This window comes from Metapseudomonas cellulosilytica (assembly GCF_049334135.1).
Lineage (GTDB): Bacteria > Pseudomonadota > Gammaproteobacteria > Pseudomonadales > Pseudomonadaceae > Metapseudomonas.
In genome coordinates this window covers 125,834-149,920 of record NZ_JBHZGN010000015.1, presented here as the reverse complement: position 1 = coordinate 149,920, position 24,087 = coordinate 125,834, and the positions used below count along the sequence as shown (strand labels likewise).

Sequence of the window (24,087 nt, the reverse complement as noted above, 5' to 3'; positions counted from 1 at the left end):
CGGGCAAGCAGATCGTTTGCGCGGCGATGCGCAAGCTGCTGCACATCGCCTATGGCGTGCTGAAATCGGGTCGGCCATTCGATCCGAAACTGGCCCTTGCCCACTAAGGGGCAAGACGGTATCTACGAAAAGCAGAAGGCCGCCTCGGGGCAGCCTTCTTGCATTTCAGGACCGTGGTGCGTAGGCGAACACGTCCGCGCGCATCTGGTGGGCATCCATCCCCGCCGCCACCAGGGCGTCCAGGGTGGCGTAGACCATGGCCGGCGAGCCGCTGGCGTAGACACGCAGCGACTTGAGGTCCGGGAAGTCCTCGCACACCGCCTCGTGCAGCAGGCCGCAACGGCCCTGCCAACCGCACTGGTCACTGACCACCTGGTGCAGGAAGAGGTTGTCCAGACGCCGCCATTCGTCCCAGTGGGCCAGCTCGTAGAAGTCGCCGGGCTGGCGCACCCCCCAGTACAGATGCACCGGGTACTTGAAACCGCTGGCGCGGCAATGCTCGATCAGGCTGTGCATCTGGCCCATGCCGGTGCCTGCGGCGATCAGCACCAGCGGCCCCTCGGGCAGCTCCGCCAGGTGGGTGTCGCCGAAGGGCATCTTCACCTTGGCCAGGCGGGTGCGTTGCAACTGTTCGAGCAGGGCGATGGCGCTGTTCTCGCGACCGAGGATGTGCAGCTCGAGGTCGCGTCCGGCGCTGGGCGCCGAGGCCATGGAGAAGGCCGAGGACTCGCCATCGTCGCGCTCGATCAACAGGTACTGCCCGGCGTGGTAGCGCGGCGGCTTGCCCGCCGGCGCGCGCAGGCGCACGCGCCAGACATCGCCGCCCACCGGCGCGCACTCGCTGACCTGGCAGCTCAGGCTGCGCACCGGCAACTCGCCCGGCGCCAGCACCCCGTCCCAGTGCAGCACGCAGTCTTCCAGGGGCTCGGCGAGGCAGGTGAACAACTCGCCCTGGCTCAGCTCGGCGCCGCCCTGGCGTACCCGCCCCTCCACCAGCAATGCCGCACAGACATGGCAGTTGCCGTTGCGGCAGCTTTGCGGGCAGTCGTAGCCGAGGCGGCGTGCCGCATCGAGGATGCGCTCGTTGGGAGCCGTCTGGAGGACCGCGCCGGAGGGTTGCAGGGTGACACGCATCAATCGATTCCCAGAGAAGACCAGAGCTCATCGACGCGGCGCTTGACCGCTTCGTCCTGAACGATCACCCGGCCCCATTCGCGACTGGTCTCGCCAGGCCACTTGTGGGTGGCGTCCAGGCCCATCTTCGAACCGAGGCCGGAAACGGGGGAAGCGAAGTCCAGGTAGTCGATCGGCGTGTTGTCGATCATCACCGTGTCGCGCTTGGGGTCCATGCGCGTGGTGATGGCCCAGATCACGTCGTTCCAGTCCCGCGCATTGACGTCGTCGTCGGTGACTATGACGAACTTGGTGTACATGAACTGTCGCAGGAACGACCAGACACCCAGCATTACGCGCTTGGCGTGGCCCGGGTACTGCTTCTTCATGGTCACCACCGCCATGCGGTAGGAGCAGCCTTCCGGCGGCAGGTAGAAGTCGGTGATCTCGGGGAACTGCTTCTGCAGTATGGGCACGAAGACTTCATTCAGCGCCACGCCGAGGATGGCCGGTTCATCCGGCGGCCGACCGGTATAGGTGCTGTGGTAGATGGGCTTTTGCCGGCGGGTGATGCGCTCCACGGTGAACACCGGGAAGCGGTCCACTTCGTTGTAGTAGCCGGTGTGGTCGCCGTAGGGACCCTCGTCGGCCATCTCGCCCGGATGGATTACCCCTTCGAGGACGATCTCGGCGCTGGCCGGGACCTGCAGGTCCGAGCCGATGGCCTTGACCAGTTCGGTACGGTTGCCACGCAGCAAGCCGGCGAAGGCGTACTCGGACAGAGTGTCCGGCACCGGCGTGACGGCGCCGAGGATGGTCGCCGGATCGGCGCCCAGGGCCACGCACACCGGGTAGGGCTTGTCCGGATGCTTCTGGCACCACTCGCGGTAGTCCAGCGCACCGCCGCGATGGCTGAGCCAGCGCATGATGACCTTGTTGCGGCCGATCACCTGCTGGCGGTAGATGCCGAGGTTCTGCCGCTCCTTGTTCGGGCCCCGGGTGATGGTCAGGCCCCAGGTGATCAGCGGCGCCACGTCGCCCGGCCAGCAATGCTGGATCGGCAACCTGCCAAGGTCGACGTCGTCGCCCTCCTCTATCACTTCGTGGCAGGGCGCATCCTTCAGCACCTTGGGCGCCATGCTGATGACCTTCTTGTAGATCGGCAGCTTGGACCAGGCGTCCTTCAGCCCCTTGGGCGGCTCGGGTTCCTTGAGGAAGGCCAGCAGCTTGCCGATCTCGCGCAGCTCGCCGACATCCTCGGCGCCCATGCCGAGGGCTACGCGCCCCGGGGTGCCGAAGAGATTGCCGAGCACGGGGATGTCGAAGCCCGTGGGCTTTTCGAAGAGCAACGCCGGGCCCTGCTTGCGCAGGGTGCGGTCGCAGATTTCGGTCATTTCCAGGACCGGGGACACCGGAGTGGCGATGCGTTTGAGCTCGCCACGCTGTTCCAGGCCACTGATGAATTCGCGCAGATCGCGATACTGCATGCTTGAGCCTCTCAGGGCGTGCAGGTCGGGGCGCAAAGTTTAGCGCCGAACAAGGTTATTCAGAAGGACAAGGGGCCACCACGGAAACGCAAAGGCCGGGTTTCCCCGGCCCTTGTGGCACATCCAAGACTTACTTGCGCTTCATCGACAGGAAGAATTCGTCGTTGGTCTTGGTGTCTTTGAGCTTGTCGAGCAGGAACTCGATGGCGGCGATCTCGTCCATCGGGTGCAGCAGCTTGCGCAGGATCCACATGCGCTGCAGTTCGTCCTCGGCAGTCAGCAACTCTTCGCGGCGGGTACCGGACTTGTTGATGTTAATGGCCGGGAACACGCGCTTCTCGGCGATGCGGCGGTCCAGCGGCAGTTCCATGTTGCCGGTGCCCTTGAACTCTTCGTAGATGACTTCATCCATCTTCGAGCCGGTTTCGATCAGCGCGGTGGCGAGGATGGTCAGCGAGCCGCCTTCCTCGATGTTGCGCGCGGCGCCGAAGAAACGCTTGGGCTTCTCCAGGGCATGGGCATCGACACCACCGGTGAGCACCTTGCCGGAGCTGGGGATCACGGTGTTGTAGGCACGGGCCAGACGGGTGATGGAGTCCAGCAGGATGACCACGTCCTTCTTGTGCTCGACCAGGCGCTTGGCCTTCTCGATCACCATCTCGGCGACCTGCACATGGCGGGTCGGCGGCTCGTCGAAGGTGGAGGCGACCACTTCGCCGCGCACGGTGCGCTGCATCTCGGTCACTTCTTCCGGACGCTCGTCGATCAAGAGGACGATCAGGTGGCACTCGGGGTTGTTGCGGGTGATGTTGGCCGCGATGTTCTGCAGCATGATGGTCTTGCCCGCTTTCGGCGGGGCGACGATCAGGCCACGCTGGCCCTTGCCGATCGGCGCGCAGAGATCGATCACGCGGCCGGTGAGGTCTTCGGTGGAGCCGTTGCCGGCTTCCATCTTCAGGCGCTCATTGGGGAACAGGGGCGTGAGGTTCTCGAACAGGATCTTGTTCTTGGCGTTCTCGGGACGGTCGTAGTTGATGGAATCGACCTTGAGCAACGCAAAGTAACGCTCGCCTTCCTTCGGAGGACGAATCTTGCCGACTATGGTGTCGCCGGTCCGCAGGTTGAAGCGGCGGATCTGGCTGGGCGAGACGTAGATGTCGTCCGGGCCGGCCAGGTAGGAAGAGTCGGCGGAGCGCAGGAAGCCGAAGCCGTCCTGGAGAATCTCCAGCACGCCGTCACCGGAGATCTCCTCGCCGCTTTTTGCGTGCTTTTTCAGCAGGGCGAAGATGATGTCCTGCTTGCGCGAACGGGCCATGTTCTCGAGGCCCATGGCTTCGGACATTTCCAGAAGTTCGCCAATCGGCTTTTGCTTGAGTTCGGTCAGATTCATAGGAATGACGTAGATAGAAATGGGGAAGGGAAAGCGTTGAGCTTTTTAGGCCGCGCCGCAGAGAAGGCGACAGGATCGCTGTGCTTATTCGAATTTGGAGTGCGTCGGCGACGGCGTGGAGGGCTGCGTGAAAAAAGCAGCGCCCCGAATGTAACACCGGTGCAACGGGGAGTCTAGTGCAGTTCCATGAAAAAGCCCCGCATTCGGCGGGGCTTCTCGGGGACGCAACTGATGTCTGCCTGGCGGCACCGAAGGCCGCGCGGGATCAGATGTTGGCGTCGAGGAAGGCGGCCAACTGGGACTTGGACAGGGCGCCTACCTTGGTGGCTTCGACGTTGCCGTTCTTGAACAGCATCAGGGTCGGGATGCCACGCACGCCGTACTTCGGCGGGGTGTCCTGGTTCTCGTCGATGTTCAGCTTGCAGACCTTCAGCTTGCCTTGGTAGTCCTTGGCAATCTCGTCGAGGACCGGGGCAATCATCTTGCACGGACCGCACCACTCGGCCCAGTAGTCGACCAGCACCGCGCCGTCGGCCTTGAGCACGTCCTGCTCGAAGCTGGCATCGGTGACGTTGGTGATGAATTCGCTCATGGAACAATCTCCGTGGTTCGGAAGCAAAAAAGTGGAGCCATCATAGCCCGGCTTTTCCGGGACCGAAAGCAGAGGGCGATTGAGCTTCGCTATCGCACTACGGGGCAAAACTGATGGATGAGCGCCGCGACGTCAATCCACCTGCCGACGCGCGTGCCGCCGGGACGGACCGAAGCCGCTGGCGACGCGCGACTGTCATATCCCACCTATAGTTTGCACAGCCAGCTATTGGCCAGAAAAACCGCTTCCTGCACCCGCGCCCAGCCCGCACAGGATTGGCACGACCGTACCGCTATTCACGTTGGCGCGATCGGACAACCATGGCAGGATTGCGCGGTTCAGCCTCGAGACCCGAAATCATGCCGCAAAAGCCTGCCGAAATCCCGTCCCTGATCGCCGCCATCGACCTCGGCTCGAACAGCTTCCACATGGTGGTGGCCAAGTCCGACCACGGCGAGATCCGCATACTGGAGCGACTCGGCGACAAGGTGCAGTTGGCGGCGGGCCTGGATGAAGAGCGCAACCTGAGCGAGGAAGCCATGCAGCGCGGCCTCGAGTGCCTGCGCCGCTTCGCCCAGATGATCGCCGGCCTGCCGGAAGGCGCGGTGCGCATCGTCGGCACCAACGCCCTGCGCGAAGCCCACAACCGCGCCGAATTCATCCGTCGCGCCGAGGAACTCCTCGGCCACCCGGTGGAGGTCATCTCCGGCCGCGAGGAAGCGCGCCTGATCTACCTCGGCGTCTCCCATACCCTGCCGGACGCCCCCGGCCGCCGCCTGGTAGCGGATATCGGCGGCGGCAGCACCGAATTCATCATTGGCCAGCGCTTCGAGTCGCAACTGCGGGAAAGCCTGCAGATGGGTTGCGTGAGCTACACCCAGCGTTACTTCCGCGACGGCAAGATCACTCCGGCCCGCTACGCGCAGGCCTACACTGCCGCGCGCCTGGAGCTGATGGGCATCGAATACAGCCTGCGCCGCCTCGGCTGGCAGGAAGCGGTGGGCGCCTCAGGCACCATCCGCGCGGTGGGCCTGGCGATCCAGGCCGCAGGCCTCGGCAGTGGCGAAATCAATCCGGAAGGCCTGGCCTGGCTCAAGCGCAAGCTGTTCAAGCTGGGCGATGTGGAGAAGCTCGACCTCGACGGCATCAAGCCCGACCGCCGCCCCATCTTCCCGGCTGGCCTGGCGATCACCGAGGCGATCTTCGAAGCCCTCGAACTCAAGCGCATGGCCCACTCCGAAGGCGCCCTGCGCGAAGGCGTACTCTATGACCTGCTGGGCCGCCACCACCACGAGGACGTTCGCGAACGCACCCTGAGCGCGCTGATGGAGCGCTGCCACGTGGACCTCGAACAGTCCGCGCGGGTCGAGGCCAAGGCGCTGTCTGCCCTGGAGCAGGTCGCCGACAGCTGGGGACTGGACGATGACTGGCACCGCGACCTGCTGCTCTGGGGCGCGCGGGTCCACGAGATCGGCATGGACATCGCCCACTACCACTACCACAAGCACGGCGCCTACCTGATCGAGCACTCCGACCTCGCCGGCTTTTCCCGCCAGGACCAGCTGATGCTGGCGCTGCTGGTGCGCGGCCATCGCCGCAACATCCCCAAGGACAGATTCGCCGAGTTCGGCGAGGAAGGCGTCAAGCTGCTGCGCCTGTGCGTGCTGCTGCGCTTCGCCATCCTCTTCCACCACATCCGCGGCACCTCGGTCATGCCGAAGGTGAAGCTGAGCGCCTCGGACAACAGGTTCGAGGTGCGCTTCCCGGAGGGCTGGCTGGAGGCCAACCCGCTGACCCAGGCGGACTTCGAACAGGAAGCCGCGTGGCTGAAACGCATCGATTTCGAGCTGACGGTGAACTGATCACGGACCTGGCGGTGGAAAGAAGAGCGCTTTCCACCCTACTTGCGTGATCCGTAGGGTGGAAATCCACGAAGTGGATTTCCACCAATGCTGAACAGAAACGGGGCCCTCGGGCCCCGTTTTTCATGCTCCCGTTCAGCGCACGCCGACGGGCAAGTTGATCAGTTTGTCCAGCAAGGTGGCCTGGGCGTTGCGCGAGTTCTGGTTGCCGCTCGGGCTGTTGCGCAGGTAGCGTCCATCCGGTTGCAACACCCAGCTCTGGGTGTTGTCGGTGATGTAGGCCTCCAGCTCCTTCTTCACCCGCGTCAGCAGTTTCTTGCCCTCCACCGGGAAGCAGGTCTCGACGCGCATGTCGAGGTTGCGCTCCATCCAGTCGGCGCTGGAGAGGTACATCTTCTCGTCGCCGCCATTGAGGAAGTAGTAGATCCGGCTGTGTTCGAGGAAGCGGCCGATGATCGAGCGCACCTGGATGTTGTGCGAGACCCCGGGAATGCCCGGACGCAGGCAGCACATGCCACGCACCACCAGGTCGATGCGCACGCCGCTCTGGCTGGCCTTGTACAGCGCGCGGACGACCTTGGGATCGGTCAGGGCGTTGACCTTGACCATGATGTGCGCCGGCTTGCCTTCGCTGGCGTGCTGGGCCTCGCGGGTGATCATGTCGAGCAGCGTCTTCTTCAGGGTGAAGGGCGCGTGCAGCAGCTTCTTCATGCGCAGGGTCTTGCCCATGCCGATCAGCTGGTTGAACAGCTTGTGCAAGTCCTCGCAGAGAGCGTCGTCGGCGGTCAGCAGGCTGTAGTCGGTGTACAGGCGCGCGTTGCCGGCGTGGTAGTTGCCGGTGCCCAGGTGGGCATAGCGGCGCAGCTCGCCGTTCTCGCGCCGCAGGATCAGCATCATCTTGGCGTGGGTCTTGAAGCCGACCACCCCGTAGATCACCACGGCGCCGGCTTCCTGCAGACGGCTCGCCAGCTGCAGGTTGGATTCCTCGTCGAAGCGCGCGCGCAGTTCGATCACCACGGTGACCTCCTTGCCATTGCGCGCCGCTTCCACCAGGGAGTCGACAATCTCGGAGTTGGCGCCGGCGCGGTAGAGCGTCTGCTTGATGGCCAGGACGCTGGGGTCCTTGGCCGCCTGGCGCAGGAAATCCACCACCGGGGTGAAGGACTCGAAGGGGTGCAGCAGCAGGATGTCCTGCTTGCCCACCACGTTGAACAGGTTCTCGACCTTCTGCAGCAGCTTGGGGATCACCGGCGTGAAGGAGGGATGCTGCAGCTCCGGGTGGCTTTCCAGGCCGGTGATGCTGAACAGGCGGGTGAGGTTCACCGGTCCGTTGACCTGATACAGCTCGTTCTCGGTCAGGCCGAACTGCTTGAGCAGGTAGTCCGACAGCTGTTTCGGGCAGGTGTCGGCCACTTCCAGGCGCACCGCGTCGCCGTAACGACGGGAGAACAGTTCGCCGCGCAGGGCACGGGCCAGGTCGTCGACGTCCTCGGTGTCCACCGAGAGGTCGGCGTTGCGGGTCAGGCGGAACTGGTAGCAGCCCTTCACCTTCATGCCGGGGAACAGGTCATCGGCATGGGCATGGATCATCGAGGACAGGAAGACGAAGTTGTCCCCCGGACCGCCGATGTCCTCGGGCACGCGAATCACCCGCGGCAGCAGGCGCGGCGCCGGAATGATCGCCAGGCCGGAATCGCGGCCGAAGGCGTCCACGCCTTCGAGCTCGACGATGAAGTTCAGGCTCTTGTTCACCAGCAGCGGGAAGGGGTGCGTCGGGTCCAGGCCAATGGGGGTGATGATCGGCGCGATCTCGTCGCGGAAGTAGCGGCGCACCCAGCTCTTGAGCTTGGCGGTCCAGTAACGGCGGCGAATGAAGTTGACCTGGTGCTTGGCCAGCTCCGGCAACAGGATGTCGTTGAGGATGCTGTACTGGCGGCTGACCTGCTCGTGCACCAGTTCGCTGATGCGCGCCATCGCCTGATGCGGCAGCAGGCCGTCGGCGCCGGCTTTTTCGCGGGCGAAGGTGATCTGCTTCTTCAGGCCGGCGACGCGGATCTCGAAGAACTCGTCCAGGTTGCTGGAGAAGATCAACAGGAACTTCAGACGTTCGAGCAAGGGATAGGACTCATCCAGCGCCTGTTCCAGCACGCGGATGTTGAACTGCAGCTGGGACAGTTCACGATGGATATACAGGCTGCTGTCATCCAGGCTCGGCACCACCAGCGGAGCCGGGGCCGGAGCCGGTGCCGGGGCAGGCACAGGGGCCGGGACGGGCGCCGCGTCGGCGACGGGTGCCTCGGGAGCCGGAGGGGCCACCGGAAGCTCGGTGGCCTCCTTCAGGGGTTCGAGCAATGCGCTGGGGTTGAGTCCTTCGGTGTTCATCTGCAGTTCCTGGGGGGAGATCAGGCTCCCGTCTTGAGCATTTCTGCGGCGCGTACGGCGAAATAGGTGAGGATGCCATCGGCGCCGGCGCGTTTGAAGGCCACCAGGGATTCGAGGATGACCGCCTCGCTGAGCCAGCCGTTCTGGATCGCCGCCATGTGCATGGCGTACTCGCCACTGACCTGATAGACAAAGGTCGGCACGCGGAATTCATCCTTCACCCGACGAACGATGTCGAGGTAGGGCATGCCCGGCTTGACCATCACCATGTCGGCGCCTTCGGCGAGGTCCGCTGCCACTTCGTGCAGCGCTTCGTCCGTGTTGGCCGGGTCCATCTGGTAGCTGGCCTTGTTCGCCTTGCCGAGGTTGGCAGCGGAGCCGACGGCGTCGCGGAAGGGGCCGTAGTAGGCGCTGGCGTACTTGGCCGAGTAGGCCATGATGCGCACGTTGGGGAAGTCGGCCAGTTCCAGGGCCTCACGGATGGCCTGGATGCGGCCGTCCATCATGTCCGAGGGGGCCACCACCTGGGCGCCGGCCTGCGCGTGGGACAGCGCCTGCTTGACCAGCGCATCGACGGTCACGTCGTTCTGCACGTAGCCATTCTCGTCAAGGATGCCGTCCTGGCCGTGGGTGGTGAAGGGGTCCAGGGCCACGTCGCTGATCACGCCGAGTTCCGGGAAACGGTCGCGCAGTGCGCGGATGGCGCGCTGGGCGATGCCATCCGGGTTCCAGGCCTCGGCGCCATCGAGGGATTTCTTCTCCAGCGGAGTCACCGGAAACAGGGCCAGCGCCGGGATGCCCAACTGGACCCAGGCCTCGGCCTCCTTGAGCAGCAGGTCGATGGACAGGCGCTCGACGCCGGGCATCGACGACACCGCTTCGCGCCGGTTCTCGCCGTCCAGGACGAATACCGGCAGGATCAGGTCATCGACGGTCAGGACGTTCTCGCGAACCAGCCGGCGGGAGAAATCATCACGGCGGTTGCGGCGCAGGCGGGTTGCGGGGAACAGGCGATTGGCGGGGGTAAAGCTCACAGCAGACTCCAGGGCCCGGAACGGACGCAGTGTGACAAATATAAAGGCCGATTATGACCGAATGGTAACAATGCGCGACAGCGACCCGTGGTCGCGTCGACCAGCGTGGCGCCGGCACCCTGGCGCGTCCATGCCTTGTCCGGGATCAATCTGATGGCATTCGGCGCGGGCCGGAGCTTTCCCCGGGGCGCCAACCCGGTTAGGCTTCGCGTTCATTTCGCTGCGCAAGCCAACCATGCTGCAACAATTTCTCCAGGATTTCGGCTACTTCGCCCTCTTCCTCGGCACCTTCTTCGAGGGTGAGACGATCCTGGTCCTGGCCGGTTTTCTGGCCTTCCGGGGCTACATGGACATCAATGCCGTGGTAGCCACCGCGTTCTTCGGCAGCTACGCCGGCGACCAGCTCTGGTACTACCTGGGCCGCCACAAGGGGCGCCAGATCCTCTCCCGCAAACCGCGCTGGCAGGCCATGGGCGACCGCGCGCTGGCCCACATCCGCCGCCATCCGGATATCTGGGTACTGACCTTCCGCTTCGTCTACGGCCTGCGCACCGTGATGCCGGTGGCCATCGGCCTGTCCGGCTACCCGCCGCTGCGCTACCTCATCCTCAATGGCATCGGCGCGCTGATCTGGGCCCTGGCCCTGGGATTCGCCGCCTTCCACTTCGGCGCCGTGCTCGAAGGCATGCTGGGCAACCTCAAGCGCTACGAGTTGATGGTGCTCGGCGGCCTGCTGGCCATCGGCGGCGTCCTCTGGCTGCGCCGTCGCCTGCGCAGCAACGGCAAGCGCTGATCCGGACGAAGGCACCTCGAGTCGGGCCATGCTCGCGGCGCCAATCCGCGGCCTGCTAGGATTGCTCGAGAAGATGCTCCCCCGCAGCCGGCCCGGTCCCGCGGCATGGCGTGCCAATCCAAGCGGCCTATGACGACAGCATGCGCAGATTCCTCAAACCCGCCCTGATCGCCCTGCTCCTCCTGGCCTGCGCTGCCCTGCTCGGCCTCTTTCCCTATCGCGCCGCCCTCCTGCCACAGACAGTCGACCTGGCCGCGGCGGAGCAGCGCCTGACACCTCACCTCAGCCTCTTCACCCCGGAAGGCCGCGGCCCGTTCCCGACGGTGCTGGTGTTCCATGGTTGCAACGGCCAGAGCCCCAACTTCGTGCGCAACGTCAAATCCTGGCTGCTGCCCGCCGGTTATGCGGCACTCTTCGTCGACAGCAACAAGGCCCGCGGCATCGAGGACTGGCATCCGGTGTGCGACGGCAAGCAGCTGTGGGGCAACGAGCGCGCCATCGACGTCTACGCCGCCCTGGCCCTGGCGCGCCGCAACCCGGCCATCGACAGCGCCAGGCTGGCCCTGCTGGGCTACTCCCACGGTGGCTGGACCATTCTCGACGCGCTCTCCTACGACGGCGCCGCCGGCCACGGCTTTCCCGCCACCGGCAAAGGGGCGCTGGCCGGCGTGCGCGGCGTGATCACCTACTACCCCTATTGCGGTTTCCCCGCCCACCTGCGCGAAGGTCTGGAGCACCACACGCCGGTACTGATGTTCCTCGGTGGCAAGGACCACATCACCGACCACCAGCAGTGCATCTCGGCCCTCGACAGCCTGGACGGCCAGCGCCTGGAACTGGTGCAGTACGGCGAGGCCGACCACGTCTTCGACCAGCGCAGCGACCTGAATACCTACCAACCCGGCCCGGCCCAGGATGCCCAGAAACGCGCCCTGGCGTTCCTGCGCGAGAACCTCGGACCGGCCCAATGACCTGGAGATGTCCATGACCAAGAAAGTTGCCGTGATCCTGTCCGGCTGTGGCGTATACGACGGCGCGGAGATCCACGAGAGCGTGATCGCCCTGCTGCGCCTGGACCAGCGCGGCGCCAAGGTCCAGTGCTTCGCGCCGAACATCGCGCAGCACCATGTGATCAACCACACCACCGGCGAAGAGATGCCGGAGAGCCGCAACGTACTGGTGGAGTCGGCACGCATCGCGCGCGGCGAGGTCAAGGACGTGCGTGAACTGGCTGCCGCCGATTTCGACGCCCTGATCGTGCCCGGTGGCTTCGGTGCAGCGAAGAACCTCTCCGACTTCGCCATCAGCGGAGCCAACTGCACCGTGCAGCCCGACGTCCTCGCCGCCGCCCGCGACTTCGCCGAGGCTGGCAAACCGGTGGGACTGATCTGCATCGCCCCCGCGCTGGCCGCGAAGATCTACGGCGAAGGCGTGATCTGCACCATCGGCAACGACGCCGGCACCGCCGCCGCCCTCGCGGAGATGGGTGCCCAGCACGCCGAGTGCGTGGTCAGCGAAATCGTCGAAGACGTGAAGCGCAAGCTGGTGACCACCCCGGCGTACATGCTGGCGCAGTCCATCAGCGAAGCCGCTGCCGGCATCTACAAGCTGGTGGACCGGGTGCTGGAACTGGCCCACTGAACCCCGCGGGCGGGTGGCGCTGGTCGCCCGCCCATGTCGATCCGGCCAATCCGTCCGCTTCTCCCGCCGTCCCCCTTGGCACCCGTGCCGCTTGTACGGCAGCGTCGGCTCATCGACGCTCGCAGGAGGCACCATGAGCCAGACCGATTTCATCCTCACCCCGGAACTGCAGCAGGCGGTAGCCGGCTTCTTCGAACGCATTCCCTTCAACCGCGTGCTCGGCATCCAGCTAGGCGAGATGAGCACCGACAAGGTGGTGATGCACCTGCCGATGAAAGACGAACTGATCGGCAACTTCGTCCACGGCATCCTCCATGGCGGAGTGATTTCCAGCCTGCTGGACGTGGTGGGCGGCGCCATGGCGCTGATCGGTGCGTTCGAGCGGCACCAGCACTTATCCACAGCGGAGCGCATGACGCGGCTTTCGAAGCTAGGCACCATCGACCTGCGCATCGACTATCTGCGTCCCGGCCGCGGCCGCCATTTCACCGCCACCGCCGTGCTGCTGCGCTCAGGCAACAAGGTGGCCGTGGTTCGCTCGGAACTGCACGCCGACGACGGCACCCTGGTTGCGGTGGGCACCGGCACCTACCTCTGCGGTTGAACGCGGAGCCTTCGTAGGCTGGCGCTGAGCCTGCGAAGCCCAGCGTGACTTTGACCAGGTGCGTGCTGTTGGGCCTCGCTGCGCTCGGCGCCAACCTACGGGATCTGGGGCGGCGTCCCTCACTTGCTCGACAAGTGCCGTAGGGTGGATAGCGCTTTTCTATCCACCGCCCCGGTGTAAATCCGCCACGCGGATTTTCACCCTACGCAAAGCTTCTCTCACTCCAGGCAAGAGAAGTCAGGCTATCAGCCCCGCGTCAGGCGGGTCAGTAATCTGTCCAGGGAATTGGCGAACGCCTGCCGATCCTTCTCGCCATAGGCGGCCTGGCCACCGCCCATCTGACCCTGGTCACGCAGGTCGGTGAGCAGGTTGCGCACCGCCAGGCGCTCGCCCATGTTGCGCTCGTCGAATTCGCGGCCGCGCGGGTCCAGGGCCACCACACCCTTCTTCACCAACCGGTCGGCGAGCGGCACATCGCTGCAGATCACCAGTTCGCCCGGCACCGCGTTATCCACCAGGTAATCATCGGCAGCATCGGGACCGCTCGGCACCACCACCAGGCGCACGCAGGCGAAGGTCGGCTTGACCTGACTCTGCCCAGCCACCAGCACGACTTCGAACTTGCGCTTCAAGGCGAACTTGATCACCTGGTCCTTGGCCGCCCGGGGGCAGGCGTCGGCATCGATCCAGACGCGCATCGCGATTCCATCCAGAAAAGAAGAAAGGGCGAGGAGTTTACACCCCTCGCCCTCCATTCAGGCGGGCGCCGTGCTGCGCTCGCGCAGCCAGCTGCGGCCGTAGAGCACCGCAATCGCCAACAGCGCCGCCCCTTGCGCCGACAGGGTATAGGCGTCCGGATGGATGCCCAGCCAGTCGAACTCGAAGAAGGCCACCGGCCGGGTGCCGAGCACGCCGGCTTCCTGCAGCGCCGCCACGCCGTGACCGGCGAATACCACCGACAGGGCGCAGAGCAGGATGGCGTTGGCGGTGAAGAAGGTGCCCAGGGGCAGCTTCGCCGAGCCGCGCAGGATGACCCAGGCCAGGCCCACCAGCAGCACCAGGGCGGTCGCCGCGCCGGCGATGACCATGCCGTGGCCGGCCGGACCGGCCTGCAGCCAGAGGGTCTCGTAGAAGAGGATCACTTCGAACAGCTCGCGGTACACCGAGAAGAACGCCAGGGTGGCGAAGCCGAAGCGGCCGCTGCTGCCGAGCAGGTGCTGCTTGATGTAGCTCTGCCACGCGGCGGCGTGGCGGCGGTCGTGCATCCACACGCCGAGCCAGAGCACCATGACGCAGGCGAACAGCGCGGTGAATCCTTCCATCAGCTCACGCTGGGCGCCGCCGACGTCGATCAGGAAGGCCGCCACCGCCCAGGTGGCGAAGCCGGCGACGATCGCCAGACCCCAGCCGGCATGGACGCTGCGGACCGCGTGCTCCTGGCCGGTCTTGCGCAGGAAGGCGAGGATCGCCGCCAGCACCAGGATGGCTTCCAGGCCTTCGCGCAGCAGGATCAGCAGGCTGGAGACGAAGCTCAGCGAACCGCTCAGGCCATCGCCGCCCAGCAGCTCGGCAGACTTCTCCAGCTCGGCCCTGGCCTGCTCCAGCAGTTGCGCCGCCTGACCCACCGACTGGCGGTCCTGCAGGGCCTGCCGATAGGCCATCAGCGCGCGCTCGGTGGTCTTGCGCTGCACGGCGTCGAGGTTGTCGAGTGAGCTTTCCACCAGCTCGAAACCTTCCAGGTAAGCCGCCACCGAGAGGTCGTAGGCCTGTTCCGCGTCGCCCTCGCGGTAGGCCTTGAGGCTCTGTTCCAGGGTGGCGCGGGTATGCCCGATCAGCTCCTTGGGTCCACGCTGCTGCATCGGCGGCTGGGCACGTTGGGCGCGGAACAGCGCCTGGGCGGCGGGCCCTTGGCTGGCGCCCACCTCCTCCGGCGTGCGGCCGGCCAGTTCCCCCATCGGGATGGCCTCACCCTTCACCACAGCGTCGGCGCTGAATCCGGCGATGTAGCTGGCCAGGTCCCAGCGCTGGCGGTCGTCCAACTGGTCGGCGAAGGCCGGCATGTCAGTGCCTTCGACACCCAGGCCAAGGGTGTTGTAGAGGTCGTAGAGGCTCATCCGATCCATCCGCGCCTGGTCGCGCAGATTGGCCGGCGGCGGCTCCAGGCCCATGCCTGCCGGACCATCCCCGGCACCACTGTCGCCATGGCAGACGCTGCAATGCTGGGCATAGAGCGGCGCGGCGCGGGCCGGGTCGGGGGTGATCAGCGGCGCCTGGCTGACCTCGTAGGCCGCCGCCAGCCGGGTGGCCAACTGGCGTGCCTGGCGTGCCACGCCGGCACCGTCCTGCTTGCTTTCGATGGATTGGCGCAGGCTGGCGACACCCTGCTCCAGGTCCTTCTGGCCGTCGCGGGCCGGCAGGGCGACGATCAGGCCCTGAAGCACACCGAGGAATTCGATCTGCTCGCGGTATTCGCTGCTGTCGATGACCCTGCCATCGACCACGGTGGCCGGGTAATCGGCACCAATGTAGCTGAGCAGGTGCAGCGCCTGGGCGGCGCCGTCGGCCTGGTCGGCCATCAGGCTGAAGCTGCAGACGGCCAACAGGGGCATCAGCAGCCAGCCGAGGAATCTCGGAATGGTGAACATCATTCAATCTCAAATGAGAATGGGGAGTGGAATTGTTACTTTCCTGACGATGGAGCTCAACCCCCGAATGTCATTCCGGATGGCGCCACCTTGCCGCAGAAGGGAGATGGAGGCCTTCCGGCATCGGGTTTCCCGGAGGTTCAACGAGCGCAGGAACTATCTTGCGGGAAGGAAGGACGTCGGCGAGCGGGCGCCCGCCGACAGGTACGGGATCTCAGACCGGCGCGCGGCGAACCGTGGCCAGCAGCGCCGCGGCGCCGACGAACAGGGCGGCGAAGCTGCGGTTCATCACCCGCTGCTGGCGTGGGGTGCGCAGCAGGCGCAGGACACGGGCGGCCAGTCCGGTGTAGCCGGCCATGACGATGAGGTCGACCGTGATCATGGTCGCGCCCATCACCAGGTACTGCTCCACCAGCGGTGCGTGAGGGTCGATGAACTGGGGCAGCACGGCGAGCATGAAGACGATCGCCTTGGGGTTGCTGAAGTTCACCAGGAAGCCGCGTAGCACCAGGGTGAGAGGACGGCCGATGGGACGCTCGGCGGAATCGTTGGCCATCGCGCTGGGCAGCGCCTTCCATTGCTTGACCGCCAGATACACCAGATAAACCACACCGAACCACTTGATCAGGCTGAAGGCCAGGGCCGACGCGGCGAGGATGGCGCCGACACCGGCAGCGACGATGGCGATTTGCAGGGCCAGGCCGATCTGCAGGCCGAGGGCGTTCCAGTAGCCGCGCCAGAAGCCATATTGCAGGCCGGAGGACATGGATGCGATGGCACCAGCACCCGGTGACAGGCTGATCACCCAGCAGGCGACCAGGAAAGCGAGCCAGGTCTCGAGCGCCATGGCGGATACCTCAGGAAACGAAAAAGGGGCAGGCCGCAGAGCCTACCCCTTCGCACTGGCGCTGCACAGTACCGTCAGCGCCAGCGGCGTACCGCCTTCTGGAAGAACAGGCTGTTGGGCACCTGCACCTGGGCGCCGTGGTTCTCCTCGCTGAGATCTTCGAGGGTGGTGTAGAACAGGTTGATGGCGATCACCCTGCCCTTCACGCCTTGCTTGTCGGCGCTCTCCACCACCTCCACCCGGTCGCCCATGCGGAAGGGGCCGAGGGAGAAGATCAACACCGCGCAGAACATGTTGGAGAGCACGCTCCAGATGGCGAAGAACGCCACCGCCGCCACGGCGGTGAAGCCGGTCAGGGCCGCCCAGAGGACCTCCGCCGACACGCCGAAGCGCTCCAGCACCAGCATGAAGGCACTGCCGAGGATCATCCAGCGCAGCAGGCCGCGCAGGGGCTGCAGCAACTCCTGGGGCAACTGGGGATAGCGCAGGCCGAGACGGGAGATACCCCGGGTGACGATGCGCTGCACCAGCCAGGCCAGCAGGATGATCAGGAGCACCTGCGCCGCACGGATCAGCGGCTCGCTCCAGGCGGTCAGCAGTTGCAGGTCATCCATCAGTCCGCGGCCTCCAGTTGCCGCTGCAGCTCCTCCAGGGTTTCCAGGGCCAGGAGCCAGGCCTCTTCCAGTTCGGCCTCGCGGCCCTTCAGGCGCGCCTGCTCGGCCAGCAGGTCACGCAGCTCGTCCTTGCGCGCCGCCTCGTAGAGGGCGGAATCGCCCAGGCGTTCCTCGACGCCGGCCAGCTGTTCGTGCACCTTGCCCAGGTCCTTCTCCAGCTTGTCGGCCTCCTTCTTGTGCGGTGCCAATTGCTGGCGCAGGGCGGCGGCGGCCTGGCGCTGGGCGCGCTTGTCGGTCTTGTCCGGATTCACCGGCGCACTGGCCACGGGCGCCTGGCGCGCGCGGTAATCAACCAACCAGCGCGCATAGTCGTCGAGGTCGCCGTCGAAGCTCTGCACGCGGCCATCGGCCACCAGGAGGAATTCGTCGGTGGTGCTCTTGAGCAGGTGCCGGTCGTGGGACACCACCAGCACGGCACCGGCGAAATCCTGCAGGGCCATGGTCAGGGCCAGGCGCATTTCCAGGTCGAGGTGGTTGGTCGGTTCGTCCAGCAGCAGCAGGTTGGGCTTCTGCCAGGCGATCAACGCCAGGGCCAGGCGCGCCTTCTCGCCACCGGAGAAATTGACCACCGCGTCGTCGCAGCGATCGCCACGGAAGTCGAAACCACCGAGGAAGTCGCGCAGGGTCTGTTCGCGTTCGCTGGGCGCGAGGCGCTGCAGGTGCAGCAGCGGGCTGGCCTTGGCATCGAGGGCGTCCAGCTGGTGCTGGGCGAAATAGCCGATGGCCAGGTTCTCGCCGCGGGCGAGGCGTCCGCCAAGGGGATCGAGGTCGCCGGAGAGGGTCTTGATCAGCGTCGACTTGCCCGCGCCATTGGGGCCGAGCAGGCCGATGCGCGCACCCGGCGCCAGCTGCAGCTTGACCTGTTGCAACACGGCCTTGTCGCCATAGCCGAGGCGGCCTTCGGCCAGGTCCAGCAGCGGACTGGAGATCTTGTCGGCCTCGCGGAAACCGAAGTCGAAGGGCGAATCCACATGGGCCGGCGCCAACTCTTCCAGGCGCTCCAGGGCCTTGATCCGACTCTGCGCCTGGCGGGCCTTGGTGGCCTTGGCCTTGAAGCGGGCGATAAAGCTTTCCATGTGCGCACGCTGCGCCTGCTGCTTCTCGTAGGCCTGCTGCTGCTGCGCCAGGCGTTCGGCGCGGGTGCGCTCGAAGGCCGAGTAGCCGCCACGATAGAGCGTCAGCTTGCGCTGTTCGAGATGCGCGATGTTATCCACCACCGAGTCGAGGAAGTCGCGGTCGTGGGAGATCAGCAGCAGGGTACCCGGATATCCCTTGAGCCACTCTTCGAGCCAGAGGATGGCGTCGAGGTCGAGGTGGTTGGTGGGTTCGTCGAGCAGCAGCAGCTCGGATGGGCACATCAGCGCCTGGGCGAGGTTAAGGCGCATCCGCCAGCCGCCGGAAAAGTCGCCGACACGGCGGTCCATCTGCTCGGCGGTGAAGCCGAGGCCGGCCAGCAGCTTGCGGGCACGGGCATCAGCCGTGTAGCCGTCGGCGCTGTCCAACTCGATGTGCAGCCGGGCGATGGCGGTGCCGTCATGGCCCGCTTCAGCCACGGCGAGGTCACGCTGTACCTGGCGCAGATGCTGGTCGCCATCGAGCACGTAGTCCACGGCCAGGCGCTCGAGGTTGTCCACTTCCTGGCGCATGTGGGCGATGCGCCAATCCGCGGGCAACTGGCAGTCGCCGGCGTCCGGGCCAAACTCGCCACGCAGCAGGGCAAAGAGGCTGGATTTGCCGGCACCATTGGCGCCGATGAGGCCGACCTTCTGGCCGGCGTGCAGGGTCAGTTCGGCGCCTTCTAGCAGGCGCTGAGGACCACGCTGTAGAGTGAGATTTTGCAGTCGGATCATGATGGCGGCGGAGTTTATCAGCTTCGCCGCCCCGCCGCCCGAGGAGCGCCATGCCTTCAGACCTGTGGACCTTTTCCCTGCGCCTCTACACCGCACCCGGTGTCGAGCGGGCGTGCCTGCACCTGCAGGAGGGTGGTGCCGACGTCTGCCTGCTGCTCACCGCCTGCTGGCTGGGACGGCGCGGTGCGGCATTCGATGCGCCCCGGCTGGACAGGTTGAAGGGGGTTTGCGAGCCCTGGCAGGAACAGGTGGTGAAGCCCTTGCGAGTACTGCGCCAGAACTGGCGCGCACAAGCGCAGGACGATCCGGCGCTGGCGGGGTTGCGGGAGCAGATCAAGGCACTGGAACTGGAAGCCGAGCGCAAGTTGCTGGCAAAGCTGGAAGGCGCCACCGATGGCTGGACGGAGATCGGTGTGGAGCAGGTCGAAGCCTGGCTGCTAGGCAGCTACCCAGGGCTGGAAGGAGCAGACCGCGACGCGCTCGATTTCTTGCGCGTCGCGGCCCTGGCGCTTTAGTTCGACGGCGAGGTCGGTGCAGCAGCACTGTTGCTGCCGGCCGGTGCCACGCTGGCGACCGGTGCTGCGGCCGGAACAGGGGTCGGAGCAGTCGGTGCGACCGAAGCAGCGACTGCCGGCTTGGCGGGCACTGCCGGAGCGGCGGGCTGGGCGGCGGCCGGTTTGGTCGGAGCAGCTTTCTTCACGGCGGGCTTGGCAGCAGGTTTCTTGGCCGCGGCAGGCTTGGTAGCCGGTTTTGCAGCGGTAGCTGGCTTGGCGGCGGCAGCAGGTTTCGCGGCGCTGGCGGCCGGCTTCGCAGCAGGCTTGGCCGCAGCTTTTGCAGCCGGCTTGGCAGCAGGCTTCGCGGCGGCTTTAGCAGCGGGCTTGGCGGCTGCGGCTTTCGCGGCGGGCTTCGCAGCAGGCTTGGCGGCAACGGCTTTAGCGGCCGGCTTCGCGGCGGGCTTGGCGGCTGCAGCTTTCGCGGCGGGCTTCGCAGCAGGCTTGGCGGCTGCGGCTTTCGCGGCGGGCTTCGCAGCAGGCTTGGCGGCTGCGGCTTTCGCGGCGGGCTTCGCAGCGGGCTTGGCGGCTGCAGCTTTCGCGGCGGGCTTCGCAGCGGGCTTGGCGGCGGCAGTTTTCGCGGCGGGCTTGGCAGCAGGCTTGGCGGCTGCAGCTTTCGCGGCCGGCTTGGCAACGGGCTTGGCGGCGGCAGCCTTCGCGGCCGGCTTGGCAGCAGGTTTAGCGGCAGCTTTGGCCGCTGGCCTGGCGGCCGGTTTCGCAGCGACCTTGGTGGCTGCCGGTTTGGCCTCGCGGCCGCTCAAGGCCTTGCTCGCGGCTTCACGTACCTTGCCGACACCCTGGGCGAGCTTCAGGCTCTCCTGGGAGTCACGCTTGAGCTGGGCGATATAGGCGCGGGTTTCGGCCTGGCGATTCTTCAGGGTGTCCAGCAGGGTCTCGAGTTCGCCGATGCTGTCCTTGGCCTTGGCTTGCGCCTTGGCCTTGCCGGCCTTGGCGGCGTCCTGCAGCTTGGTGCGCGCGGCGTGGAGTTTTTCCTGGGTCTTGCCGCGTTGCTTCTCCAGCTTGGTCAGCAATTGTTCGGCGTCGACCGAAGCTTGGGCGCAGGCTTTTTCGAGGTGTTCGAGCAGGCTGTGGGAAAGCTGGTGCAACAGGTGCAGCGGGGTGCTTACGGGCTTCTTCTTGGCCGACATGGTATGCCTCCTGGCGGGCGTTATTTGGCCCATACTAGTCGCCTGTTTCGCGAGTCGCCAGAGGCCGCGCCATTCCGCCCGCCCAGGCTCTGCGACTGATTGCCGGTGCAAGGTTCCGCGTTACGATCCGGACCCGGAACTGCGAGGCCGGGGAACCCTGTTAGCGCCGACCGCTTGGCAACGCCAGGAAGGCTCTGGAATCGGGGATGCAGCGGGATGAGACTCCCCCGAATCCAGCGCCGGCAGGACAGGGAATCAGGCCGGTTGCGAGGCCTGACCCTGGTGGGCGTTGTGCAGCACTTCGATCAGGCAGTCTTCCAGCTCGAAGCGTTCGTGGAGCAATTGCCCGAGTTGAGTGAGCTCAGTGCTCAGGCAGATGTCACGGCAGTCGCCGTTGTCGCAACGGTCGTTGAAGGCCAGCGCGACTTCGGTGATGGCTTCGATGCGCGGATAGATTTGCTTGGCGAGGTCGAGGCCGCGTTGGTCGCCAAACGCTTTCGCCTCGTTGAGCAGTTGCTCGTAGACCTCGAAATGCCCCGCGGAAACATAGTCCAGCAGGACCTCACAAAACCTTTGCAGCCCTTCTGCGTTGGCACTGGGGGCCTGGGGTTTTTCGCTCAGCGAGCTGAATACACGGACCAGCTCATGGCGTTCCTGCAACCAGCGGTCGATCAGCTGGTGCACGCCACCCCAACGTTCCTGAGCGTTCTGGCAACTTTCGAGCATGGTGACGACCTCACTTCCCTAATTCGGTAATGCCGTTATACGTCTGCTCCGAGACGGTTTTTTGTCGACCGGTGCAAGATCTTGGGAAGGCGCCACCAAAACGGCAATATTCCGGCGGCGCGTGCGGGCCAGATTATGCCCGCCGAGCAGTGCCATCAAGGCACTGGCAGGAAAAAATTCATACGGGCGTTTAAACGATAGCCCACGGCCCGTCTGGCCTGAGGTCTGGCAGGGGCGTGGCGTATTGGCGCAGTGGCGGAAGGCGTGGGCACGCTGCGCGAGAGGCGCATGGGCATGCCATGCGCCCCCCTCGCTCAGACGCGGCGCAGCAACTGGTAGAGCGAGAAAAAGATGCAGCCGGCAAAGGCCAGCAGGCTCCACTCGGGGATGCTCATGCCGAAGAGGGTCCAGGTCACTTCCGCGCAATCGGCAGTGCCGTGCAGCATCAGCTTGACGATGTCCTGGAACGGCAGGGCTTCCATCATGTAATCCAGGCTCGGCAGGCAGGCTGGAAGCTGGTCGGCCGGCACGCTCTGCAACCAGACCTGGCGTCCGGCCGTGGCGGCGCCGCCGGCGGCGAACAACAGAGTCAGCACCGCGTAGACGCGCTGCCCGGTACGCTCCGGACCATGCAGCGCGGCGATCAGGCAGACGATGCCGAAGGCAATGATGAAAATGCGCTGGACGATGCACAGCGGGCAAGGCTCGAGACCCAAAGCGTGCTCAAGGTACAGCGCACCGCCCATGACGGCGACGCAAGCGAGGAAAGCGAGCAGGAACAGTGAACGCGGGCTGGCCAGGGACATGGCGGCTCCGTTGGATTGACGGGAAGGGCGTTACGGTAGTGGAAAGGACGGGGGCCTTTCAAGGCGACCGTCTAGGCTGGAGGAGGTTGCCTGTCTGGAGAGGAACCCCATGCGTCGGCTGCTCCTGTTGTCGCTGCTCATGTTGCCCTGGCTGGCTGATGCGGCCCTGCCGCTGGAGCGCATCAAACTTCCCGAGGGCTTTCGCATCACGCTCCTGAGCGACCAACTGCCCAATGCCCGGGAGATGGCCTGGGGCAAGCGCGGTACGCTTTTCGTGGGCAGCAACGCCGCGGGCAAGGTCTATGCGCTGGACCCGGCGAGCGGGACGGTCCGCACCATTGCCAGCGGATTACAGCTGCCCGTTGGTGTGGCCTACAAGGATGGTGACCTTTACGTCTCCGAAGTCAGCCGGATCCTTCGCCTGCGCGACATAGAGTCGCGGCTCGACTCACCCCCCGAGCCCGAGGTGGTGTTCGCGGACTTTCCCCGCGAGACTCATCACGGCTGGAAATTCATCGCCTTCGGCCCCGACGGCAAGCTCTACGTGCCCGTGGGCGCGCCGTGCAACGTCTGCGACGAGGACCCCGATATCTACGCCGCCATCCACCGCATGAACGCCGACGGCAGCGGTCTGGAGCTGGTAGCGCGGGGTGTGCGCAATACCGTGGGGTTCGACTGGCATCCGCAAACCGGCGAGCTCTGGTTCAGTGACAACGGTCGCGACCTGATGGGCGATGACGTTCCGGACTGCGAGCTGAATCGCCTGGAGAAAATCGGCCAGCATTTCGGCTTCCCTTACTGCCATGCCGGCGACGTGGCGGACCCGAAATTCTCCCAACATCCCTGCAGCGAATTCGTCGCCCCAGTCGTCAAGCTCGGCCCCCATGTGGCGCCACTCGGCCTGCGTTTCTACACCGGCAACCAGTTTCCCGGGGAATACCGCAACAACCTGTTCATTGCCGAGCACGGCTCCTGGGATCGCAGCGAGAAGATCGGCTATCGGATCAAGCGGGTCGAACTCAACCCGGATGGCAGCCTGAAACGACAAAGCGTTTTCGCCGAGGGTTGGCTGGAGGACGGCCAGGTCTGGGGACGGCCCGCGGACGTGCTGGTGACGCCGGACGGCGCACTGCTGGTGAGCGATGACTACGCCGGCGCCATCTACCGCATCGACTACGCGTGACATCAGGCGAATTGAGTCACCGGCTGCGCTGTCTTTGGCGAATGAATTGGCTATGCCTGCGTTAGCTGTTGTAGCACCGAATAGAAGCGTCTAGTACGGCCCCTTCAGACCTTCGTACCCGCCTGACACTTCCCTCACCCCCGGCCCCTCTCCCGCCGGGAGAGGGGTGACTCGCGCCTGACAGGGCGCGGCAGTCCTGATGCCTGGTCTTTTCCTGCACTTGTGCAGAAGAGGTGGGGCAGCGACTGCGCCCCGTCAGGAGGCCGAGCGGAATCGTTGCGCAGGGGGACGAGCGGCATGGATGCCGCGAGAGGCGTGCGGGGCCATGGATGGCCCCTCACGCCGGGCCCCCGGCGCAACGATGGAGCGAGGGGACCCGGCGAAGCCGGGCCGGATGCAGGGGCAAGCCTTTTGGTTCCTTTTTGGGGGGCGGCCATCCGTCGTTTGCAAAAGGGACTCGCCCGGGAGGGCGAAACAGGGACTCGCCGCCCGCTCGATAATCAGCTTGGCTCAGGACGTTCTAGCAACACTTAATGCAGACATAGCCAATGAATTCGCCCCCACAAGGTCCGTCCTTAGGTCAGCTAGGTAGGATGGGTGGAGCGGAGCGATACCCATGCGGATGGGGCTGATGGGTATCGCAAGCTCGCGGAGCGCGGCCCGAACCATCCTACGAACTGCGCTGTCCTTGGCGAGCGAATTCGCCCCTGCAAGTTCCTTTCGCAAGACTGGGGCCGGTAACGAAAAAGGCCCGGGGAG

General features: G+C 65.6%; 21 protein-coding genes and 1 pseudogene. 8 read left to right on the top strand and 14 right to left on the bottom strand.

All coding sequences use genetic code 11. The features are described 5' to 3' along the window. Positions 1-107: pseudogene (locus ACFW0H_RS19515) on the top strand (IS110 family transposase); the annotation flags it as partial. A 58-nt stretch (positions 108-165) separates the two neighbouring features. Here the strand turns inward: ACFW0H_RS19515 and ACFW0H_RS19510 are convergent. From ACFW0H_RS19510 to trxA, 4 genes are all read right to left on the bottom strand, one after another. Next, positions 166-1,134: a CDP-6-deoxy-delta-3,4-glucoseen reductase gene (locus ACFW0H_RS19510; RefSeq protein WP_422915506.1), complete on the bottom strand. Its 969-nt coding sequence runs from the start codon at positions 1,132-1,134 to the stop codon at positions 166-168. After that, positions 1,134-2,600 (bottom strand): 4-hydroxy-3-polyprenylbenzoate decarboxylase, encoded by a 1,467-nt coding sequence (ubiD, locus tag ACFW0H_RS19505; RefSeq protein ID WP_422915505.1) that lies wholly within the window; start codon positions 2,598-2,600, stop codon positions 1,134-1,136. Before ubiD ends, ACFW0H_RS19510 begins: the two co-directional genes overlap by 1 nt. 130 nt (positions 2,601-2,730) lie before the next feature. After that, complete coding sequence (gene rho / locus ACFW0H_RS19500; protein WP_422915504.1) at positions 2,731-3,990, bottom strand: transcription termination factor Rho; 1,260 nt, start codon at positions 3,988-3,990, stop codon at positions 2,731-2,733. Between the two features lie 265 nt (positions 3,991-4,255). Further along, positions 4,256-4,582, bottom strand: coding sequence for a thioredoxin TrxA (trxA, locus tag ACFW0H_RS19495; RefSeq protein WP_003457525.1), 327 nt, complete (start codon positions 4,580-4,582; stop codon positions 4,256-4,258). Between the two features lie 359 nt (positions 4,583-4,941). Between trxA and ppx the strand changes: the two genes are divergently transcribed. After that, on the top strand, positions 4,942-6,444 hold the full coding sequence (ppx, locus tag ACFW0H_RS19490; protein ID WP_422915503.1) for an exopolyphosphatase: 1,503 nt from the start codon (positions 4,942-4,944) through the stop codon (positions 6,442-6,444). Positions 6,445-6,579: 135 nt separating this feature from the next. Here the strand turns inward: ppx and ppk1 are convergent, their stop codons facing one another. Together ppk1 and hemB are read right to left on the bottom strand one after the other, a co-directional pair. Continuing rightward, the gene (gene ppk1, locus ACFW0H_RS19485) at positions 6,580-8,826 is read right to left on the bottom strand and encodes a polyphosphate kinase 1 (RefSeq protein WP_422915502.1); all 2,247 of its coding nucleotides are present in this window, start codon (positions 8,824-8,826) and stop codon (positions 6,580-6,582) included. Between the two features lie 20 nt (positions 8,827-8,846). Next, on the bottom strand, positions 8,847-9,860 hold the full coding sequence (hemB, locus tag ACFW0H_RS19480) for a porphobilinogen synthase (protein WP_422915501.1): 1,014 nt from the start codon (positions 9,858-9,860) through the stop codon (positions 8,847-8,849). 235 nt (positions 9,861-10,095) lie between these two features. Here hemB and ACFW0H_RS19475 point away from each other — a divergent pair, with 235 nt between their 5' ends. The 4 genes from ACFW0H_RS19475 (at position 10,096) to ACFW0H_RS19460 (ending at position 12,898) form a co-directional block, all read left to right on the top strand. After that, positions 10,096-10,653 carry a DedA family protein gene (locus ACFW0H_RS19475; protein WP_422915500.1) on the top strand — a complete coding sequence of 186 codons (558 nt, stop codon included), beginning with the start codon at positions 10,096-10,098 and terminating at the stop codon, positions 10,651-10,653. A 140-nt stretch (positions 10,654-10,793) separates the two neighbouring features. Beyond that, the gene (locus ACFW0H_RS19470; protein ID WP_422915499.1) at positions 10,794-11,624 is read left to right on the top strand and encodes a dienelactone hydrolase family protein; all 831 of its coding nucleotides are present in this window, start codon (positions 10,794-10,796) and stop codon (positions 11,622-11,624) included. Between the two features lie 13 nt (positions 11,625-11,637). Next, positions 11,638-12,294, top strand: coding sequence for an isoprenoid biosynthesis glyoxalase ElbB (elbB, locus tag ACFW0H_RS19465; protein WP_422915498.1), 657 nt, complete (start codon positions 11,638-11,640; stop codon positions 12,292-12,294). A 133-nt stretch (positions 12,295-12,427) separates the two neighbouring features. Beyond that, positions 12,428-12,898 (top strand): thioesterase family protein, encoded by a 471-nt coding sequence (locus ACFW0H_RS19460; protein WP_422915497.1) that lies wholly within the window; start codon positions 12,428-12,430, stop codon positions 12,896-12,898. 245 nt (positions 12,899-13,143) lie between these two features. On the opposite strand, the gene ACFW0H_RS19455 is transcribed toward ACFW0H_RS19460, so the two are convergent. From ACFW0H_RS19455 to ACFW0H_RS19435, 5 genes are all read right to left on the bottom strand, one after another. Further along, positions 13,144-13,596 carry a YaiI/YqxD family protein gene (locus tag ACFW0H_RS19455; RefSeq protein ID WP_422915496.1) on the bottom strand — a complete coding sequence of 151 codons (453 nt, stop codon included), beginning with the start codon at positions 13,594-13,596 and terminating at the stop codon, positions 13,144-13,146. Between the two features lie 57 nt (positions 13,597-13,653). Next, on the bottom strand, positions 13,654-15,543 hold the full coding sequence (locus ACFW0H_RS19450; RefSeq protein WP_422915513.1) for an FTR1 family protein: 1,890 nt from the start codon (positions 15,541-15,543) through the stop codon (positions 13,654-13,656). Positions 15,544-15,757: 214 nt separating this feature from the next. Beyond that, complete coding sequence (gene rhtB, locus ACFW0H_RS19445) at positions 15,758-16,390, bottom strand: homoserine/homoserine lactone efflux protein (RefSeq protein WP_422915495.1); 633 nt, start codon at positions 16,388-16,390, stop codon at positions 15,758-15,760. Positions 16,391-16,464: 74 nt separating this feature from the next. Continuing rightward, positions 16,465-17,004 (bottom strand): mechanosensitive ion channel family protein, encoded by a 540-nt coding sequence (locus ACFW0H_RS19440; protein ID WP_422915494.1) that lies wholly within the window; start codon positions 17,002-17,004, stop codon positions 16,465-16,467. Beyond that, positions 17,004-18,914 (bottom strand): ATP-binding cassette domain-containing protein, encoded by a 1,911-nt coding sequence (locus tag ACFW0H_RS19435; protein ID WP_422915493.1) that lies wholly within the window; start codon positions 18,912-18,914, stop codon positions 17,004-17,006. Before ACFW0H_RS19435 ends, ACFW0H_RS19440 begins: the two co-directional genes overlap by 1 nt. Positions 18,915-18,964: 50 nt before the next feature. Here ACFW0H_RS19435 and ACFW0H_RS19430 point away from each other — a divergent pair, with 50 nt between their 5' ends. Next, a complete protein-coding gene (locus ACFW0H_RS19430) occupies positions 18,965-19,429 on the top strand; it encodes a TIGR02444 family protein (RefSeq protein WP_422915492.1) in 465 nt (154 codons plus the stop codon). On the opposite strand, the gene ACFW0H_RS19425 is transcribed toward ACFW0H_RS19430, so the two are convergent. From ACFW0H_RS19425 to ACFW0H_RS19415, 3 genes are all read right to left on the bottom strand, one after another. Beyond that, complete coding sequence (locus ACFW0H_RS19425) at positions 19,426-20,613, bottom strand: AlgP family protein (protein WP_422915512.1); 1,188 nt, start codon at positions 20,611-20,613, stop codon at positions 19,426-19,428. The two genes, ACFW0H_RS19430 and ACFW0H_RS19425, sit on opposite strands and share 4 nt — an antisense overlap. 255 nt (positions 20,614-20,868) lie before the next feature. Further along, a complete protein-coding gene (gene rsd, locus ACFW0H_RS19420) occupies positions 20,869-21,339 on the bottom strand; it encodes a sigma D regulator (protein WP_422915491.1) in 471 nt (156 codons plus the stop codon). A gap of 314 nt (positions 21,340-21,653) precedes the next feature. Then, complete coding sequence (locus ACFW0H_RS19415; protein ID WP_422915490.1) at positions 21,654-22,145, bottom strand: disulfide bond formation protein B; 492 nt, start codon at positions 22,143-22,145, stop codon at positions 21,654-21,656. 109 nt (positions 22,146-22,254) lie between these two features. Between ACFW0H_RS19415 and ACFW0H_RS19410 the strand changes: the two genes are divergently transcribed. Then, positions 22,255-23,328 carry a PQQ-dependent sugar dehydrogenase gene (locus ACFW0H_RS19410; RefSeq protein ID WP_422915489.1) on the top strand — a complete coding sequence of 358 codons (1,074 nt, stop codon included), beginning with the start codon at positions 22,255-22,257 and terminating at the stop codon, positions 23,326-23,328. Positions 23,329-24,087: the final 759 nt, after the last annotated feature.

Coding starts and splice junctions, on each gene's coding strand:
- ACFW0H_RS19415 (WP_422915490.1), bottom strand. CDS start 22,145: ATGTCCCTGGCCAGCCCGCGTTCACTGTTCCTGCTCGCTTTCCTCGCT.
- ACFW0H_RS19410 (WP_422915489.1), top strand. CDS start 22,255: ATGCGTCGGCTGCTCCTGTTGTCGCTGCTCATGTTGCCCTGGCTGGCT.
- ACFW0H_RS19430 (WP_422915492.1), top strand. CDS start 18,965: ATGCCTTCAGACCTGTGGACCTTTTCCCTGCGCCTCTACACCGCACCC.
- ACFW0H_RS19455 (WP_422915496.1), bottom strand. CDS start 13,596: ATGCGCGTCTGGATCGATGCCGACGCCTGCCCCCGGGCGGCCAAGGAC.
- rhtB (WP_422915495.1), bottom strand. CDS start 16,390: ATGGCGCTCGAGACCTGGCTCGCTTTCCTGGTCGCCTGCTGGGTGATC.
- ACFW0H_RS19425 (WP_422915512.1), bottom strand. CDS start 20,613: ATGTCGGCCAAGAAGAAGCCCGTAAGCACCCCGCTGCACCTGTTGCAC.
- rsd (WP_422915491.1), bottom strand. CDS start 21,339: ATGCTCGAAAGTTGCCAGAACGCTCAGGAACGTTGGGGTGGCGTGCAC.
- ACFW0H_RS19435 (WP_422915493.1), bottom strand. CDS start 18,914: ATGATCCGACTGCAAAATCTCACTCTACAGCGTGGTCCTCAGCGCCTG.
- ppx (WP_422915503.1), top strand. CDS start 4,942: ATGCCGCAAAAGCCTGCCGAAATCCCGTCCCTGATCGCCGCCATCGAC.
- ACFW0H_RS19510 (WP_422915506.1), bottom strand. CDS start 1,134: ATGCGTGTCACCCTGCAACCCTCCGGCGCGGTCCTCCAGACGGCTCCC.
- elbB (WP_422915498.1), top strand. CDS start 11,638: ATGACCAAGAAAGTTGCCGTGATCCTGTCCGGCTGTGGCGTATACGAC.
- rho (WP_422915504.1), bottom strand. CDS start 3,990: ATGAATCTGACCGAACTCAAGCAAAAGCCGATTGGCGAACTTCTGGAA.
- ACFW0H_RS19470 (WP_422915499.1), top strand. CDS start 10,794: ATGCGCAGATTCCTCAAACCCGCCCTGATCGCCCTGCTCCTCCTGGCC.
- ubiD (WP_422915505.1), bottom strand. CDS start 2,600: ATGCAGTATCGCGATCTGCGCGAATTCATCAGTGGCCTGGAACAGCGT.
- trxA (WP_003457525.1), bottom strand. CDS start 4,582: ATGAGCGAATTCATCACCAACGTCACCGATGCCAGCTTCGAGCAGGAC.
- ACFW0H_RS19450 (WP_422915513.1), bottom strand. CDS start 15,543: ATGTTCACCATTCCGAGATTCCTCGGCTGGCTGCTGATGCCCCTGTTG.
- ACFW0H_RS19460 (WP_422915497.1), top strand. CDS start 12,428: ATGAGCCAGACCGATTTCATCCTCACCCCGGAACTGCAGCAGGCGGTA.
- ppk1 (WP_422915502.1), bottom strand. CDS start 8,826: ATGAACACCGAAGGACTCAACCCCAGCGCATTGCTCGAACCCCTGAAG.
- ACFW0H_RS19475 (WP_422915500.1), top strand. CDS start 10,096: ATGCTGCAACAATTTCTCCAGGATTTCGGCTACTTCGCCCTCTTCCTC.
- ACFW0H_RS19440 (WP_422915494.1), bottom strand. CDS start 17,004: ATGGATGACCTGCAACTGCTGACCGCCTGGAGCGAGCCGCTGATCCGT.